Annotated in this window: 15 protein-coding genes; 11 read left to right on the top strand and 4 right to left on the bottom strand. The window is 67.0% G+C overall.

What is annotated here, in order from left to right; genetic code table 11:
• Positions 1-59 precede the first annotated feature (59 nt).
• The 8 genes from der (at position 60) to IP91_RS11190 (ending at position 8677) form a co-directional block, all read left to right on the top strand.
• On the top strand, positions 60-1406 hold the full coding sequence (gene der / locus IP91_RS11155; RefSeq protein ID WP_145649039.1) for a ribosome biogenesis GTPase Der: 1347 nt from the start codon (positions 60-62) through the stop codon (positions 1404-1406).
• Between the two features lie 214 nt (positions 1407-1620).
• Positions 1621-1857: an RNA chaperone Hfq gene (hfq, locus tag IP91_RS11160; protein WP_145649040.1), complete on the top strand. Its 237-nt coding sequence runs from the start codon at positions 1621-1623 to the stop codon at positions 1855-1857.
• Positions 1858-1941: 84 nt separating this feature from the next.
• Entirely contained in the window at positions 1942-3078 is a 1137-nt protein-coding gene (gene hflX / locus IP91_RS11165; RefSeq protein ID WP_145649041.1) for a GTPase HflX, read from the top strand.
• Positions 3079-3082: 4 nt separating this feature from the next.
• Positions 3083-4366: an FtsH protease activity modulator HflK gene (gene hflK / locus IP91_RS11170; RefSeq protein ID WP_145649042.1), complete on the top strand. Its 1284-nt coding sequence runs from the start codon at positions 3083-3085 to the stop codon at positions 4364-4366.
• On the top strand, positions 4366-5259 hold the full coding sequence (gene hflC, locus IP91_RS11175; RefSeq protein ID WP_145649043.1) for a protease modulator HflC: 894 nt from the start codon (positions 4366-4368) through the stop codon (positions 5257-5259). Before hflK ends, hflC begins: the two co-directional genes overlap by 1 nt.
• 357 nt (positions 5260-5616) lie before the next feature.
• On the top strand, positions 5617-6777 hold the full coding sequence (locus tag IP91_RS11180) for an ATP phosphoribosyltransferase regulatory subunit (protein WP_145649044.1): 1161 nt from the start codon (positions 5617-5619) through the stop codon (positions 6775-6777).
• A 5-nt stretch (positions 6778-6782) separates the two neighbouring features.
• A complete protein-coding gene (locus tag IP91_RS11185; protein WP_145649045.1) occupies positions 6783-8096 on the top strand; it encodes an adenylosuccinate synthase in 1314 nt (437 codons plus the stop codon).
• Between the two features lie 35 nt (positions 8097-8131).
• On the top strand, positions 8132-8677 hold the full coding sequence (locus tag IP91_RS11190) for a phosphoribosyltransferase (RefSeq protein ID WP_145649046.1): 546 nt from the start codon (positions 8132-8134) through the stop codon (positions 8675-8677).
• Positions 8678-8819: 142 nt separating this feature from the next.
• Here the strand turns inward: IP91_RS11190 and IP91_RS11195 are convergent, their stop codons facing one another.
• The 4 genes from IP91_RS11195 to IP91_RS11210 form a co-directional block, all read right to left on the bottom strand.
• Entirely contained in the window at positions 8820-11924 is a 3105-nt protein-coding gene (locus IP91_RS11195; RefSeq protein ID WP_145649283.1) for an efflux RND transporter permease subunit, read from the bottom strand.
• A gap of 19 nt (positions 11925-11943) precedes the next feature.
• Entirely contained in the window at positions 11944-13089 is a 1146-nt protein-coding gene (locus IP91_RS11200; RefSeq protein WP_145649047.1) for an efflux RND transporter periplasmic adaptor subunit, read from the bottom strand.
• Positions 13086-14306 carry a TolC family protein gene (locus tag IP91_RS11205; protein WP_145649048.1) on the bottom strand — a complete coding sequence of 407 codons (1221 nt, stop codon included), beginning with the start codon at positions 14304-14306 and terminating at the stop codon, positions 13086-13088. Before IP91_RS11205 ends, IP91_RS11200 begins: the two co-directional genes overlap by 4 nt.
• Before the next feature lie 86 nt (positions 14307-14392).
• Positions 14393-14752 (bottom strand): DUF2946 family protein, encoded by a 360-nt coding sequence (locus tag IP91_RS11210; protein ID WP_145649049.1) that lies wholly within the window; start codon positions 14750-14752, stop codon positions 14393-14395.
• Positions 14753-14851: 99 nt separating this feature from the next.
• Between IP91_RS11210 and IP91_RS11215 the strand changes: the two genes are divergently transcribed.
• The 3 genes from IP91_RS11215 (at position 14852) to IP91_RS11225 (ending at position 16755) form a co-directional block, all read left to right on the top strand.
• Positions 14852-15448, top strand: a complete 597-nt coding sequence (locus IP91_RS11215) for a MarC family protein (protein ID WP_145649050.1) — start codon at positions 14852-14854, stop codon at positions 15446-15448.
• A gap of 2 nt (positions 15449-15450) precedes the next feature.
• The gene (locus IP91_RS11220; RefSeq protein WP_145649051.1) at positions 15451-16191 is read left to right on the top strand and encodes a sterol desaturase family protein; all 741 of its coding nucleotides are present in this window, start codon (positions 15451-15453) and stop codon (positions 16189-16191) included.
• 93 nt (positions 16192-16284) lie between these two features.
• The gene (locus tag IP91_RS11225; protein WP_145649052.1) at positions 16285-16755 is read left to right on the top strand and encodes an FKBP-type peptidyl-prolyl cis-trans isomerase; all 471 of its coding nucleotides are present in this window, start codon (positions 16285-16287) and stop codon (positions 16753-16755) included.
• The last annotated feature ends 20 nt before the right edge of the window (positions 16756-16775 follow it).

Here is a 16775-nt window from a genome sequence, read left to right on the forward strand (position 1 = left end):
AATCCTTTCAACACCAAGCAGCACTGATGACCGCGCGAGCGGTTGAGTAGAAAACAAGAATGAAGCCGGTAATTGCACTCGTGGGTCGCCCGAACGTCGGGAAATCGACCCTCTTCAATCGTCTGACCCGCTCGCGCGACGCGCTGGTGGCGGACCTCCCAGGGCTGACGCGCGATCGTCACTATGGCGAGGGCCGCGTCGGCGAACGTCCCTTCCTGGTCATCGATACCGGCGGTTTCGAACCGGTCGCGAAGGAAGGCATCATGTTCCAGATGGCCCTGCAGACCAAGCAGGCCGTCGCGGAGGCGGACATCGTCGTGTTCCTCGTCGACGGCCGCCAGGGCATGACGCCGCACGACAAGACCATCACGGACTTCCTGCGCCGCAGCGGCCGTCCCGTGCTGCTGGTCGTGAACAAGGCCGAGGGCATGAAGTACACCTCCGCCGTGTCCGACTTCTACGAACTGGGCCTGGGCGATCCGTATGCGATCTCCGGCGCCCATGGCGATGGCGTGCACGACCTGGTGGACGAGGCGCTGGACAAGGCCTTCGCCGCCCGTCCCGAGAACGAGGAAGAGCTGCTGCCGGCCGAGCGGGGCATCAAGCTGGCCCTGGTGGGCCGCCCGAACGTGGGCAAGTCCACGCTGATCAATACGCTGCTGGGCGAAGAACGCGTGATCGCCTTCGACATGCCGGGCACCACGCGCGATTCGATCGAGATTCCGTTCGAGCGCGACAACCAGCACTACACGCTGATCGACACGGCCGGCATCCGCCGCCGCGGCAAGGTGTTCGAGGCGATCGAGAAATTCTCGGTCGTCAAGACGCTGCAGTCGATCTCGGAAGCGAACGTGGTCGTGCTGATGCTCGACGCGCAGCAGGATATCTCCGAGCAGGATGCGCACATCGCCGGCTTCATCCTGGAATCGGGCCGCGCGCTGGTGGTGGCCGTGAACAAGTGGGACGGCCTGCAGTCGCACGAGCGCGACGAGATCAAGAACACGATGGACCGCAAGCTGGACTTCCTCGGCTTCGCCAAGACGCACTTCATCTCGGCGCTGAAGGGCACCAATATCGGCCCGCTGATGAAGGCCGTCGACTCGGCCTACCGCGCCGCGATGGCCGACCTGTCCACGCCGAAGCTCACGCGCGCATTGCAGGAAGCGGTGGAGAAGCAGGAGCCGAAACGCAAGGGCGGCCTGCGGCCGAAGCTGCGCTACGCCCACCAGGGTGGCATGAACCCGCCCGTGATCGTCATCCACGGCAATTCGCTGGACGCCATCAGCGAGCCGTACAAGCGCTATCTGGAAAAGCATTTCCGCGATACGTTCCAGCTCGTCGGCACGCCGCTGCGCATCGAGCTGCGCACGGGCAAGAACCCGTTCGACAAGCGCGAGAAGAGCTGATCCCCGCTTCTTCCATGCATGGTAATTTTTTCACCATTTCAGCCGAACGCCCCCTGCATATTTCGCCAAAACAGGTTACAGTAGCCTCGAAGCATGTCCGTCGCCGCCCGGGTGTTTTCACTCTGCGGCAACGAGTACGGATGGCTTGAAATCTGGTGTTGAAATTTAGTGTTTCGCCTCCAATTCCAACAATACAACATCAACTGGAGCTGTTATGAGCAATAAAGGGCAATTGTTACAAGACCCATTCCTGAACGCGCTGCGCAAAGAGCACGTTCCCGTCTCGATCTACCTCGTCAACGGCATCAAGTTGCAAGGTCATATCGAGTCGTTCGACCAATACGTGGTCCTGCTGCGTAACACCGTTACGCAAATGGTGTACAAGCATGCCATCTCGACGGTGGTGCCGGCCCGCGCCGTCAACCTCAACATTGACTCCGACGCGGAGTAAGGTGTTGATCGTAGCGACAACGCAGCAAGAGAGCCGCCCGCGCAGTTCCACGCGCAGTTTCACTTACCGTTCCCTGGCCACTCCATGCGCGCAGCTTTAGTCGGTGTGGACTTCGGTCAGGGGGACTTTGCCGCCAGCATCGAAGAGTTGAACCTGCTCGCGCGTTCCGCGGGAGCGGAGCCCGTCACCACCGTGACGGGCAAGCGTTCCAGTCCGGACGCAGCGTATTTCGTCGGCAGCGGCAAGGCCGATGAAATCGGTCATGCCGTGCAGGACCATGCGCTGGAAATCGTCATCTTCAATCACGCCCTGTCGCCCGCGCAGCAGCGCAACCTGGAAAAGCGCCTGAATGTCCGGGTGCTGGACCGTACCAGCCTGATCCTCGATATCTTCGCCCAGCGGGCCCAGAGCCACGAGGGCAAGCTGCAGGTCGAGCTGGCGCAGCTGCAGCACCTGTCCACCCGCCTGATCCGCGGCTGGACCCACCTGGAACGGCAGAAGGGCGGTATCGGCCTGCGCGGTCCCGGTGAAACCCAGCTGGAGACCGACCGCCGGCTGATCGGCGAAAGGGTCAAGGCCCTGCGGGCCCGTCTCGCCAAGCTGCGCAAGCAGCACGAGACGCAGCGCCGTGCGCGCGGTCGCAACCAGACATTTTCCGTGTCCCTCGTCGGCTACACCAATGCCGGCAAATCCACGCTCTTCAATACCATGACGAAGGCCGGCGTCTACGTGGCGAACCAGCTGTTCGCCACGCTGGACACCACGTCCCGCCGCATCTACATGGGCGAGGAGGCCGGCAATGTCGTGGTCAGCGACACGGTCGGCTTCGTGCGCGAGCTGCCCCACCAGCTGGTGGCGGCATTCCGCGCCACGCTGGAGGAAACCATCCACGCCGACCTGCTGCTGCATGTCGTCGACAGCGCCAGTCCGGTGCGGATGGAGCAGGTCGAACAGGTCAACGAAGTGCTGCGCGAGATCGGCGCAGACCATATTCCCCAGATCCTCGTGTGGAACAAGATCGATGCCGCCGGGCTGGACCCGACGGTCGAGCGTGATGAGCATGATAAGATTTCACGCGTATTCATCAGCGCCCACACGGGTGCCGGCCTGGATCTGCTGCGGGCAGCGATCACCGAGACAGCCCAGGCTCACCGGGCAGCGAACGGCGGCAGCAGCAATGCGCAGCCGGGCGAAGCCATTTCCACTTTCACCGATGTCTAACAACATGCCTCTTTCCTCACTTGCGAAAAGATTAGGCTTGAAGCTGTCATTGAACGACCCCCGCTGGGGCGAGGACAAGGACGGCAACAGGCAGGCCCAGGAAGGCAAGAAGCCTGGCGACGGGCCGCCCGACCTGGACCAGCTGTGGCGCGATTTCAACCAGCGCCTGAACGGCCTGTTCGGCAACAAGAACCGCAACGGCAATGGCGGCGGTAACGGCGGCAGCGGCGGCGGTGGCGAACTGAAAGGCGCCGGCGTCACCGTCGGTGCCGTCGCCGCGATCGCCGTGCTGGTCTGGCTGGCCAGCGGCGCGTTCATCGTGCAGGAAGGCCAGAAGGGCATCGTCACCACGTTCGGCCGCTACAGCCATGAAACGGCGGCCGGCTTCAACTGGCGCTGGCCGTATCCGTTCCAGGCCAACGAGACCGTCAACGTGTCGCAGGTGCGCTCCGTGGAAGTGGGCTACCGCGGCAATATCCGCAACAAGCAGGCGCGCGAATCGCTGATGCTGACGGACGACGAGAACATCATCGACATCCAGTTCGCCGTGCAGTACCGCCTGAAGGATCCGGTGGCCTGGCTGTACAACAACCGCGACGCGGAAGACACCGTGCGCCAGGTGGCGGAGACGGCGATCCGCGAGATCGTCGGCCGCAGCAAGATGGACTTCGTGCTGTACGAGGGCCGCGAGAAGGTTGCGTACGACACGCAGCAACTGATGCAGCAGATCCTCGACCGCTATGCGTCCGGCGCACTCGTCACCAACGTGACGATGCAGGGCGTGCAGCCGCCGGAGCAGGTGCAGGCCGCGTTCGACGATGCCGTGAAAGCGGGCCAGGACCGCGAGCGCCAGAAGAACGAAGGCCAGGCCTATGCCAACGACATCGTGCCGAAGGCGCGTGGCGCGGCGTTCCGCCTGCTGCAGGAAGCGGAAGCCTATCGCTCGATGGTCACCGAGAACGCCTCGGGCAATGCCGACCGCTTCAAGTCCGTGCTGGCCGAGTACCAGAAGGCACCGGGCGTGACGCGCGACCGCATGTACCTGGACACGATGCAGCAGATCTTCTCCAGCACCAGCAAGGTGATGGTCGACTCGAAGGCAGGCAGCAACCTGCTGTACCTGCCGCTCGACAAACTGATCGCCCAGGTGGCCGCCACCGAGGCGCAGCGCGCCAACGTGACGGCACCGCCGCCTGCCGCCGTGCTGCTGCCACCCGAGCCCACCTACGCCGACCCGCACCGCGACGGCCGTGCGCGTGAATCGTCGCGCGACAGGGAGACCCGTTAATGAACCGTATCGTCACTCTCCTCGTCACGGCGTTCATCGCGCTGATGCTGCTGTCGTCCACCGTGTTCGTCGTCGACCAGCGCAAGTTCGCCATCGTGTTCGCACTCGGCGAAGTGAAGCAGGTGATCCGCGAACCGGGCCTGCACTTCAAGCTGCCGCCGCCGTTCCAGAACGTGCAGTACCTGGACAAGCGCATCCTCACGCTCGACTCGCCGGAGGCGGACCGCTTCATCACGGCCGAGAAGATGAACATCCTGGTCGATTCCTTCGTCAAGTGGCGCATCGTGGAGCCGCGCCTGTACTTCGTCAGCTTCGGCGGCGATGAAGGCCGGGCGCGCGACCGCCTGGCGCAGATCGTCAAGGCCTCGCTGAACGACGAGATCACCAAGCGCACCGTGCGCGAAGTGATCTCCGGCCAGCGCGGCAAGGTGATGGATTCGATCCGCGCCAAGGTCGTCAAGGAAGCGGAACAGATCGGCGTGCAGATCCTGGACGTGCGGCTCAAGCGCGTCGACTACGTGGAGCAGATCAACAACTCCGTGTACGAGCGCATGAAGGCCGAGCGCGTGCGCGTCGCCAACGAACTGCGTTCCACCGGCGCCGCCGATTCGGAGAAGATCCGTGCCGACGCCGACAAGCAGCGCACCGTGATCCTGGCCGAAGCCTACCGCGAAGCCGAGAAGATCCGCGGCGAAGGCGACGCCAAGGCCAGCGGCATCTACGCCGAAGCGTTCGGCCGCAATGCGGAGTTCTACAAGTTCTACCGCAGCCTGGAAGCCTACCGCACGTCGTTCAAGACGAAGGCGGACGTGATGCTGATCGATCCGAACTCGGACTTCTTCAAGTACTTCAAGGGGGCTGGCGGTGCCGGGGCTGCGCCGGCGAAGAAGTAGGCGGCAAGAAAACCGGCATTTCGTCTGGGGTCAGTTCCCGCTGCTCGGGGACTGACCCCGATTTCGTCAGCGTACCGACTACGCCGCGGAAAATCGGGGTCAGTCCCCCACATGCCGGGGACAGACCCCGGGTGCATCGACAGGCGCCAACGCCGGCAAGCACCACCCATCCAACTGCCCTCGGCCTCATCCCCGAGGGCAGTTTTTTTCCTCTCTGACCACCTTTTCGCGTAAAATATGCGGTTCGGCCTCGCTGCCGAGCGTCAGCTCGTGCGCGCTGCACCCGTTGCGCCGCATCGAAGCTGGCTGGTGCCGAATTAACGTTTTCAACAACGCGTTTCACAACGTCCGTTTTCCATGCCGAATTGGCTTCTGCCTGAACATATCGCCGATGTCCTGCCGTCCGAGGCGCGCAAGATCGAAGAGTTGCGCCGCCTGATGCTGGATAACTTCCGCCGCTACGGCTACGAGCTCGTGATGCCGCCGCTGCTGGAGTACGTCGAGTCCCTGATGACCGGTGCCGGCCAGGACACCGACCTGCGCACCTTCAAGCTGGTGGACCAGATCTCCGGCCGCATGCTGGGCCTGCGCGCGGACATGACCACCCAGGTCGCCCGCATCGATGCGCACCTGCTCAACCGCGCCACCGTCACGCGCCTGTGCTATGCCGGTCCCGTGCTGCATACCCGTCCGTCGGGCCTGCATGCCACCCGCGAGCCGCTGCAGATCGGCGCCGAGATCTATGGCCATGCCGGCCTGGAAGCGGATGCCGAGATCCAGGAACTGGCGCTCGCCTCGCTGGAGCTGGCCGGCTTCACGGAAGTGCGGCTGGACCTGGCCCACGTGGGCGTGCTGCGCGCGATCCTGGAACCGGATGCCGCTGCCCAGCGCGACCACGACGCCATCGTTGCGCTGCTGCGCGCCAAGGACGTGCCGGGCCTGCGCGAGCTGACCGCAAGCTATGAGCCGACCACGCGCGCCGCGCTGCTGGAACTGCCGAACCTGTACGGCGACGTGGACGTGCTCACGACCGCCAAGCACAAGCTGCCCGATTCGCCCGGCATCGCCAAGGCGCTGGCCGAACTGGCCGCACTGGCCGCATCGGCACTGGGCCGCGTGGACGTGGCCATCGACCTGGCCGACCTGCGCGGCTACCAGTACGAGAGCGGCGCGATGTTCGCGCTGTACGTGCCGGGCCTGCCGAACGCGGTGGCGCGCGGCGGCCGCTACGATCACGTGGGCGAAGCATTCGGCCGCGCCCGTCCCGCCACCGGCTTCTCGCTGGACCTGCGCGAACTGGCGCGCCTGCTGCCGACGGCGGACCGCAGCCATGCGATCCGCGCACCCTGGGGCAATGCGCCCGAGCTGAAGGAAACAATCGCCGCGCTGCGCAAGTCCGGCGAAGTCGTGATCCAGTCCCTGCCGGGTCACGACAATGAACAGGACGAGTTCGAGTGCGACCGCGCGCTGGTGCTCGACGATAGTGGTAGTAACTGGATTCTTAAAAACTTAGGTTAAGTGTGATGTCAAAGAAAATCACTGCAAAAAACGTCGTCGTCATCGGTACCCAGTGGGGCGATGAAGGCAAGGGCAAAATCGTCGACTGGCTGACCGAGCACGCGCAAGGCGTGGTGCGCTTCCAGGGCGGCCACAACGCCGGCCACACGCTGGTCATCGGCGGCGTGAAGACGGCGCTGCAGCTGATCCCGTCGGGCATCATGCGCCCGGGCGTGGCCTGCTACATCGGCAACGGCGTCGTGGTCTCCGTGCCGGACGTGCTGCGCGAAATCGACAAGCTCGAAGCGGTCGGTGTCGAAGTGGCCTCGCGCCTGAAGATCTCCGAAGCCTCGCCGGCGATCCTGCCTTACCACACCGCGCTGGACGCGGCCCGTGAAGCGGCCCGCGGCGCCGCCAAGATCGGCACCACGGGCAAGGGCATCGGCCCGGCCTACGAAGACAAGGTGGCCCGCCGCGCCATCCGCATCGCCGACCTGCTGAACGAGCAGCGCTTTGCCGAGAAGCTGGCCGAAAACCTGGACTACCACAACTTCGTGCTGGAACACTACCTGAAGGCCCCGAAGGTCGAGTACCAGAAGACCCTGGACGATGCGCTGGCCTACGTGCCGCGCCTGCGCCCGATGGTGGCGGACGTGTCGAGCGCGCTGTACGCCGCGCACAAGGCCGGCGCCAACCTGCTGTTCGAAGGCGCGCAGGGTTCGCTGCTGGACGTCGACCACGGCACCTACCCGTTCGTCACCTCGTCGAACTGCGTGGCCGGCAATGCCGCCGCCGGTGCCGGCGTGGGCCCGAACATGCTGCACTACGTCCTGGGCATCACCAAGGCGTACACGACGCGCGTGGGTTCCGGCCCGTTCCCGTCCGAGCTGCCGACCGATGCCGGCGTCGGTCATCACCTGGCGCAAGTGGGCCATGAATTCGGCACCGTGACGGGCCGCGCCCGCCGCTGCGGCTGGTTCGATGCCGCGCTGCTGCGCCGCTCCGTGCAGATCAACGGCGTGTCCGGCATGTGCCTCACGAAGCTGGACGTGCTGGACGGCCTGGAAACGCTCAAGCTGTGCACCGGCTACAAGGTCGACGGCAAGCAGGTCGATATCTTCCCGGTCGGCGCCGAGGAAGCGGCCCGCTGCGAGCCGATCTACGAAGAGATGCCCGGCTGGACGGACAGCACCGTCGGCGCGAAGTCGCTGGCGGCACTGCCGGCCACCGCGCGTGCCTACATCAAGCGCATCGAAGAGCTGGTCGGCGTGCCCGTCGACATGGTCTCCACCGGTCCGGACCGCGAAGAAACCATCGTGCTCCGTCACCCGTTCGAATAAGCAGTACTAGTACAAATCGCAGCAGAAGGAATTACATGAGCACTCCTGAATCCAACGAAAAGCACCTGTGGGTGTCCTGGGATGAATACCACCGCCTGATCGAGCGCCTGGCGCTGAAGGTGCACGAGTCGGGCTGGAAGTTCGACATGGTGCTGTGCCTCGCGCGCGGCGGCGTGCGTCCCGGTGACGTGTTCTCGCGCATCTTCGACGTGCCGCTGGCGATCCTGTCGACCAGCTCCTACCGCGCCGACAAGGGCACGGTGCAGGGCGACCTCGACATCGCCAAGTACATGACGATGACGAAGGGCCCCCTGTCCGGCCGCATCCTGCTGGTCGACGACCTGGCCGATTCCGGTGTCACGCTGACGAAAGTGATGCAGCACCTGAAGGACAATTTCGAAGGCGTGACGGAAGTGAAATCGGCCGTGATCTGGACCAAGGGCTCGTCGGCCTTCCGTCCGGATTACCAGATGGAAGAACTGCCGCACAACCCGTGGATCCACCAGCCGTTCGAAGACTACGACGGCCTGCGCCCGCACCAGCTGGCGGCGTGGATCAAGAAGGGCGAAGCGAACTCGTAAGGGTTGGGCTTCTTCATGAAAAGCGGAGGGCTGCGAGGCCTTCCGCTTTTTTTCGTCTTGCGACCATCGGGGACAGGCACCTATTTATGAGCAACACGCGTGTTGCTCATAAATAGGTGCCTGTCCCCGATTCTGCGGCGCGCTACCTGTGCGTCAACCGATACAACAACGGCAGCACCAGCAACGTCAACGCCGTCGACGACAGGATCCCGCCGATGACGACAGTGGCCAGCGGCCGCTGAACCTCCGCACCGGTTCCCGTGGCCAGCGCCATCGGCACGAAGCCGAGCGAGGCCACGAGCGCCGTCATCAGCACGGGCCGCAGCCGCAGCAGGGCGCCCTGGCGCACGGCGTCATCGACACCCAGCCCCTCGTCACGCAGTCCGCGGATCGCATGCACGAGCACCAGCCCATTGAGCACGGCGACACCGCTCAGCGCGATGAACCCCACGGCCGCCGAGATCGACAGCGGTATCCCCCGCAGGTAGAGGGCCGCGATCCCGCCCGTCAGCGCGAACGGAATCCCGGTGAACACCAGCAGCCCGTCCTTCAGCGTACCGAACATCGCCAGCAGCAGCGCCAGCACGAGCAGCAGCGCGGCCGGCACCACGTAGGCCAGGCGCGCGGTGGCGGCCTGCAGCTGCTCGAACTGCCCACCCCAGCCCAGCCACACGCCAGCCGGCAGCGGCACCTTCTTCAACGCCGCCTGCGCTTCCGCGACGAACGACGAGATGTCGCGCCCGTCCACGTTCACGTTGACGAGCACGCGCCGTTTGCCGTTCTCGCGACTGAGCTGGTTCGGGCCTTCCTCGATCGACAGGGTCGCCACCTCGCTCAGCGGCACGAAAGCACGCTTGTCGCCCGGCAGTGCCAGCGGCAGGCGCCGTAGCGCATCGAGATCGGAGCGCGCGCCTTCCGGCAGCCGCACCAGCACATCGAAGCGGCGCTCGCCCTCGAACATGCTGCCGGCCACCTTGCCGCCCGTGGCGATGGCCACCGTCTCCTGGATGTCGGCCGCGTTCAGCCCCAGGCGGCCGGCGCGGTCGCGGTCAACCCCCACGTTCAGCACGGGCAGGCCGGCACTCTGCTCGACACTCACTTCCGCCGCACCCTGCACGCGCTGCAGCCGCGCTGCGATGCGCGCCGCAATGGCCGCCATCATGTCCGGATCGTCGCCGAAGACTTTCACGGCCACGTCGCCCCGCGCACCGGAAATCAGCTCGTTGAAGCGCAGCTGCACCGGTTGCGAGAACTCGTAGCGCTGGCCGGGCAGGGCTTCGACGGCCTCGCGGATGGCCGCCAGCAGATCGTCCCGTTCACGCTTCGGATCCGGCCATTCTGCTCTTGGCTTCAACATCACGTAGCCATCCGAGACGTTCGGCGGCATCGGGTCGGACGCGATTTCCGCCGTGCCCGTGCGCGCGAACACCCGCTCGATCTCGGGGAAGCGTTTCAGCAGGGCCGTCTCCAGCTGCTGCTGCAGCGCCACCGACTGCGTCAGGCTCGTGCCGGGCATGCGCAGCGCCTGGATGCTGTAGTCGCCTTCATCGAGCTGCGGCGCGAACTCGCTGCCCATGCGCACCGCCGCCAGCCCTCCCACCAGCACCGTCACCACCGCGAACGTGATGACGACGGGCGCATTGGCCAGCACGCGCTCCAGCAGCGGCGCGTACCAGCGGCGCGCGATGCGCATCGCACCGTTTTCCTTTTCGACGGCGTGGTCGCCGATCCACAGCGCCACGGCGGCCGGCACGAACGTCACGGACAGCAGCATGGCGGCCAGCAGCGCGATGACGACGGTGACCGCCATCGGCTGGAACATGCGGCCTTCCACGCCGGACAGCGCGAACAGCGGCAGGTACACGGCGATGATGATCAGCTGGCCGTACAGCAGCGGGCGGCGGGCCTCGCGGGCCGCGTCGAACACTTCGTCGTGACGCTCCTGCCGCGTGAGCGGCCGGCCCAGTGCCGCGCGGGCATGGGACAGGCGCCGCACGCAGTTCTCGACGATGACCACGGCGCCATCGACGATGATGCCGAAGTCCAGCGCGCCCAGGCTGAGCAGGTTGGCACTGACGTGCTGCGTCATCATGCCCGTGAAGGTCAGCAGCATCGCCAGCGGAATCACCAGTGCCGTGATGAGGGCGGCGCGCACGTTGCCGAGGAAGACCAGCAGCACGGCGATCACCAGCACGGCGCCTTCCAGCAGGTTGTTGCGCACCGTGCCGATGGCCTTGTTGACGAGCACCGTGCGGTCGTACATGGCAACGGCCTGCACGCCTCCCGGCAAGGAACGGTTGATGTCGGCGAGACGCTCCGCGCAGGCGCTTGCCACGGTGCGGCTGTTTTCGCCGACCAGCATCAGCGCCGTGCCGAGCACGGCTTCCTGGCCGTCGACGGTGGCCGCGCCGGTCCGCAGCTCGCCGCCCGTGCCGACCGTGGCGACATCACGTACGCGCAGCGGCACGCCATCGTTGGCCGCGACGACGACGTTGCCGACATCGTCGGCCGAGCGCAGGCGGCCCGGCACGCGCACCAGCAGCTGCTCGCCGTTGCGTTCCACGTAGCCAGCGCCGGTGTCGCCGTTGTTGCGCTCCAGCGCTTCGGTCAGCGCACGCAACGTCAGGCCGTGTGCGGCGAGGCGTTGCACGTCCGGCGCCACCAGCACGGCGCGCACGATGCCGCCGATTGCGTTGACGTCCGCCACGCCGCGCACCGTGCGCAGTTGCGGGCGGATGATCCAGTCCTGGATCTCGCGCAGGTCGGCCGTCGTGTAGGCCGTGCCGTCCGGCTTGCGCGCTGCCGGATCGGCCTGCACCTGCCACTGGTAGATCTCGCCCAGGCCGGAGGAGGGCGGGCCGAGCGCCGGCTGCGTATCGGGCGGCAGTGCGCCGCGCGCCTGCTGCACTCGTTCGCTGACGAGCTGGCGCGCGAAGTACAGGTCCGTACCGTCGCGGAACACCACCGTGATCTGCGACAGGCCGTAGCGCGACAGGGAGCGCGTCTGCTCCAGCTTGGGTAGGCCGGCCATCGCCAGTTCCAGCGGCTGCGAGATGCGCTGCTCCACTTCGAGCGGCGACAGGCCCGGTGCTGCCGTGTTGATCTGGACCTGGACATTGGTGATGTCCGGCAGCGCGTCGATGGGCAGCAGGCGGTAGCTGGCGGTGCCGGCCACCACGCCCCCCAGCACCAGCAGCATCACGAGCAGGCGCTGCGTGATGGCGAAGCGGATCAGGCGGTCGAACAGGTTGGGACCGTGCTGCATCTCAGTGGCCATGCTCGTCGCCTTCCTTGCCCAGTTCCGCCTTCAGCAGCCAGCTGTTGGCAGCCGCGTAGGGCGTGCCGGCCGGCAGGCCCGCCACGACTTCCGTGAGCTTGCCGTCCGTGCGGCCGGTGCGGACCGGCCGGATGGTGAAGCCACCCTGCGCCGGCAGGAACAGCACGCTGCGTCCTTCCACCGTATGGATCGCATCGCTGCGCACGGCGACGGCTGCCGCGACGGGCGGTGCGGGTACCACCGCGTCGACCAGCAGGCCGGGACGCCACGCGCCGCCCGTGTTGGACAGGGCGATGCGCGCGGTAGCCTGGCGCGTCTGCTCGCCCAGCGCGGCACCCACCTGCACCACGGCGCCTTCCGCGCTCAGTCCGAGTGCCGGTGCCCGGATCGTCGCCTTGGTGCCGACGGCGAGCCGGTTCAGGTCCGCCGGCGACGCGGCCACTTCGGCCCACACCGTTGCCAGGTCCGACATGGTGAAGATGGCCGTGTCGTTGCCCACCGCTTCACCGACGGCGATATGCTTCTGCAGCACGGTGCCATCGATGGGCGCGCGCAGCTCGTAGGTGTCGAGGCGACCGGTCTGGCCCGCGCCCAGCACGGCCAGCCGCGCCTGGGCGTTGCGGGCGGCGATCTGCGCCTCGGCATGGGCGGCGCGGGCCTGCAGCACGTCCTGCTCGGGCGAGATGCGTTCGCGCCACAGCTTTTCCTCGCGCACGACGGTCTCGCGGGCCAGGTCGAGCCGCCGCTGCGCCGCGAACAGCGTGCTGCGGCGTTCGGCCAGTTCGTCGCTGCTGACGACGGCCAGCAGCTGGCCCTTTCGCACCCGCTGTCCCAGGTCGGCCAGCACGCGCTCGACGCGGCCGGGCACGCGCGGCACCACGTGGGCCGTGCGGTCGGCGTTGGCGTGGATCTCGCCGGGCAGCGTCATCGACACGCTCAATGGCGCGGGACCGGCGGTGGCCAGCGTGATGCCGGCGGTGCGGATGCGGGCGGCGTCGAACGGCACGTGGTCGTGGTTTTCGGTGGCCGCTGCTTCCGGTGCCGCGTCGTGGCCGCTGGTGAGCCAGATGGCGACACCGAGCACGAGGCCCAGTGCCACGATGGCGGCGATGACGTAGAGTTGATGGCGTTTCATCGTGCATGTTCCCAATGGTGGCCCAGCTGGCGTTCCAGCTCGGCGGCGGCGCGGTGGCCCGAGGCCAGCGCGTCCAGGTAATCGGCGCGGGCGCGCAGCAGCGTGCGCTGGGCGTCCAGCACATCCGTCACGCCGAACTTGCCGTATTCGAAGCCCTTGCCGGCGGCTTCATACGCTTCCTGTGCGGCGGGCATGACTTCATGGCGTAGCGTGGCGGCGGCCGCACTGGCCGAGGCCAGGTCGGCAGCGGCCTGGCCGGCGGCGATGCGTACCTCCAGCTGCGCCGCTTCCATGGCAAGGCTGGCCTGCTGGGCGCGGCGCGTGGCCTGCAGCGTGGCGCCCTGGTTGCGGTCGAACAGCGGCAGCGGCACGGACAGGCCGGCGATGGTGGCGCGGTGGCCCGTTTCGCCGAAGCGCTTGCTGCCCAAGGTGACGGCGACATCGGGCAGGCGCTCGGCGCGCGCCAGCTGCACCTGCGCATCGCGCTGGTCGCGTTCGCGCTGTGCCAGATGGACGGCCGGGGAGGTCATCACCAGCAGATCGAGCGTGGCGCCGGCGGGCGGTTCGGGCAGCACGTCGGCATTGCCGTCCGCCGTGACCGCTTCGCCGCACAGTGCGGCCAGCTGCACCTGCGCCTGCGCCAGCGTATTGCCCAGCTGGCTGCGTTCCAGGCGGGCCTGCGCTACGGCGACGCCAGCGCGCAGTTCCTCGACCGGCGACAGTTTGCCCGCCGCGACCTTGCGTGCGACGGCATCGCGGGCGCGCGTGGCCAGCATCACGCCATCATCCGCCAGGCGCACGCGTTCCTGCGCCAGCAGCAGGGCGCGGAAGGCTGCCACGGCCTGCGCATGCACTTCGGCGTCGCGCAGGCCTTGCGTGGCAGCGGCGGCGCTTTGTTCGGCGCGGGCGACGGCGATGCGGCCATCGCGCTTGGCTGGCGCCTGCAGCGGCTGGGTCAGCAGCCAGGTGGTTTCGCGTTCGTCGAGGCGGCCGCGCTGCGCATCGAACGACAGCGTGGGGTTGGGACGTGCGGCGGCCTGCTGGAGGGCGCCATCATACGATTCGGTGTCGAGGCGGGCCGCAGCCAGCGCAGGACTGTGCCGGGCCGCCAGCGCCAGGGCGCCGGGCAGGTCGACGGCTTCGCTGCGCAAGGGCGCGGCGAAGAGGCAGGTGCACAGCAGCAGGCGCCCGCAAATGGGAGATGCATGGGTTGGCATCGAATTCTCCGTATCGGTTCATACGATTGAAATTCGACGGGACGGCGCGGCCGGGCAGCCGCCTGGATGATGGTCGTCCCGCCGCGTCAGGCGGGAGCGCGCCAGTCGGGCCGCTGGCGGCCTTCGGCGATGTGGGAGGTGAAGTGGAGGGTGTCCTGCGGCGGCCAGGCGGCGCGCGTGGCCGGCAGTGGCGCGAACCACTCGATGCCCAGCCAGGCCTGGTGGCCGAACTGGCAGGCGGCGCAGTCGGCATGCACCTTGGCCGGCTGGTGTTTCTTGTCCGGGTGATCGTGGTTGTCCACCTGGCCGCCGCCGTGCTGCTGGTGCGAGTGGTGGCCGAAGTGCGAACGCTTGCCCGCTTCGTGATCGCAGTACGCAGCAGCGGCCGCCCAGGCATATTGCAGGGGCAGCAGGGCAAGCAGCAGGATCAGGAACAGACGCTTCATCCCCCGATTCTAGCATTGCCACGCATTGCCGCGACTTGCCACGATTGCATGCGCCGGTGGCTGCAGGTACCATCCCTCTTTGCCCGACCGTGAGCGACCATGACCGAAAACTTCTTCCAGACCTTCATCCTGCTGCTGCTGGTGACCGACCCGTTCGGCAACGTGCCGCTGTTCGCCACCGCGCTGGCACCGGTGCCAACGGCGCGCCGGCCGAAGATCGTCATCCGCGAATGCCTGATCGCGTTCCTGGTGCTGCTGGTGTTCATGTTCTTCGGCGGCCCGTTCCTGAAGGCGCTGAGTCTCTCCGAAGTCTCGCTGCGCATCGCCGGCAGCGTGATCCTGCTGATGATCGCGATCCGCATGGTGTTTCCGCATCCGGACGGAGTACTGGGCCGCAGCGAAGGCGGCGAGCCGTTCATCGTGCCGCTGGCGATCCCCGCGCTGGCCGGTCCCTCCGCACTCGCCACCGTGCTGCTGTTCTCCCGCGAGACGACCGGTGAAGTCATGATCCACGTGGCGGCGCTGGCCGCCGTCGTCGTCGTGTGGCTGGCCGTGTTCCTGGGCGCCGAGAAGCTGCAGAAGGTGCTGGGCACGCAGGTGATGACGGCGTTCGAGCGCCTGATGGGCCTGATCCTCGCCGCCATGTCGATCGAGATGCTGCTGGGCGGCATCCGCGAATTCGTCAAGACGCCGTAGCCATGGTCGAACTCTACGTGCTGCCGATCGTGGGCCTGGCGTTCGTGGCGTTGTTCACGCGCGAAGTCATCGCGCCCGCATCGCGCAACCATTGCGACCGGCGCTGGCTCATCCTGGCTTCGATGACGGGCGCGGCGACGGTGCTGGTGACGCTGGCCGCCGGCTACTTCTTCGGCACGGCCATCAGCCGCGTGGCGCTGGTCGAAGCGGGGCGCTGGCTGCCGGACCCGCTGGTGGGCTTCCTCAGCTTCCTGGTCACCAGCTTCCTGTTCTACTGGTGGCACCGCGCCACGCATCATTCGGACTGGCTCTGGCGCGTGTTCCACCAGCTGCATCACAGCGCGCGGCGGGTGGAGGCATTGACCGCGTTCTACGCGCATCCGCTCGATACGGCGGCCGCCATCTGCATCAGCGGCGGCGTCAGCTACCTGCTGCTGGGCGCCAGCCCGGTTGCCGCCGCCATCGCACTGCTGCTGACGGGGATCTTCGACCTGTTCCTGCACAGCGACGTGCGCACGCCCCGCTGGCTCGGCTACCTCATCCAGCGCCCCGAGATGCACACGGTGCACCACCAGCTGAACCACCACGCGCAGAACTACGGCCTGCCGATCTGGGATCTGCTGTTCGGCACCTGGGTCAATCCGGCCGAGCGCTCCGTGCAGCTGGGGTTTTCCGGCGACAAGCCGGAGCGCATCACGGACATGCTGCTGTTCAGGGACGTGCACCGCAAGCGCAAGTCCTAGCGTTCTGCCAGCGGTGCGCGGGTTGGCGGATCGCCACGCGCCCTGTATGCTGCGCCGGCATCCGATTTTGCATAACCATCACGAAAGACCACCATGAAACAACTGATTTCCACCTGCGCCCTCGGCCTGGCCCTCACGCTGGCGCTCGCCGGCTGCGACCGTAACAAGACGCCGGCGCCGGAGGCGGCACCGGCGGCGGCGCCAGCAGCGGCCGATGCGGCGCCGATCGCCCTGCAGAAGATCGATACCGTCACCGGTACCGGCAAGGAAGCCATTGCCGGCGCCACGGCCGTCGTCAACTACACGGGCTGGATGTACGTGCCGACCGCGGCGGACAAGCACGGCGACAAGTTCGACTCGTCGATCGGCCGCGAGCCGTTCAGCTTCCAGCTGGGCGGCGGCCAGGTCATCCGCGGCTGGGACGAAGGCGTGCAGGGCATGAAGGTGGGCGGCAAGCGCACGCTGATCGTGCCGGCCGAGATGGGCTATGGCGCGGGTGGCGCGGGGCCGATTCCGCCGAATTCGAATCTGATTTTCGACGTGGAGCTGCTGGACGTGCGCTGAGTTGAAGAACGCAGGTGAGG

This window comes from Pseudoduganella lurida, from assembly GCF_007830455.1.
GTDB classification, from domain to species: domain Bacteria; phylum Pseudomonadota; class Gammaproteobacteria; order Burkholderiales; family Burkholderiaceae_D; genus Rugamonas; species Rugamonas lurida.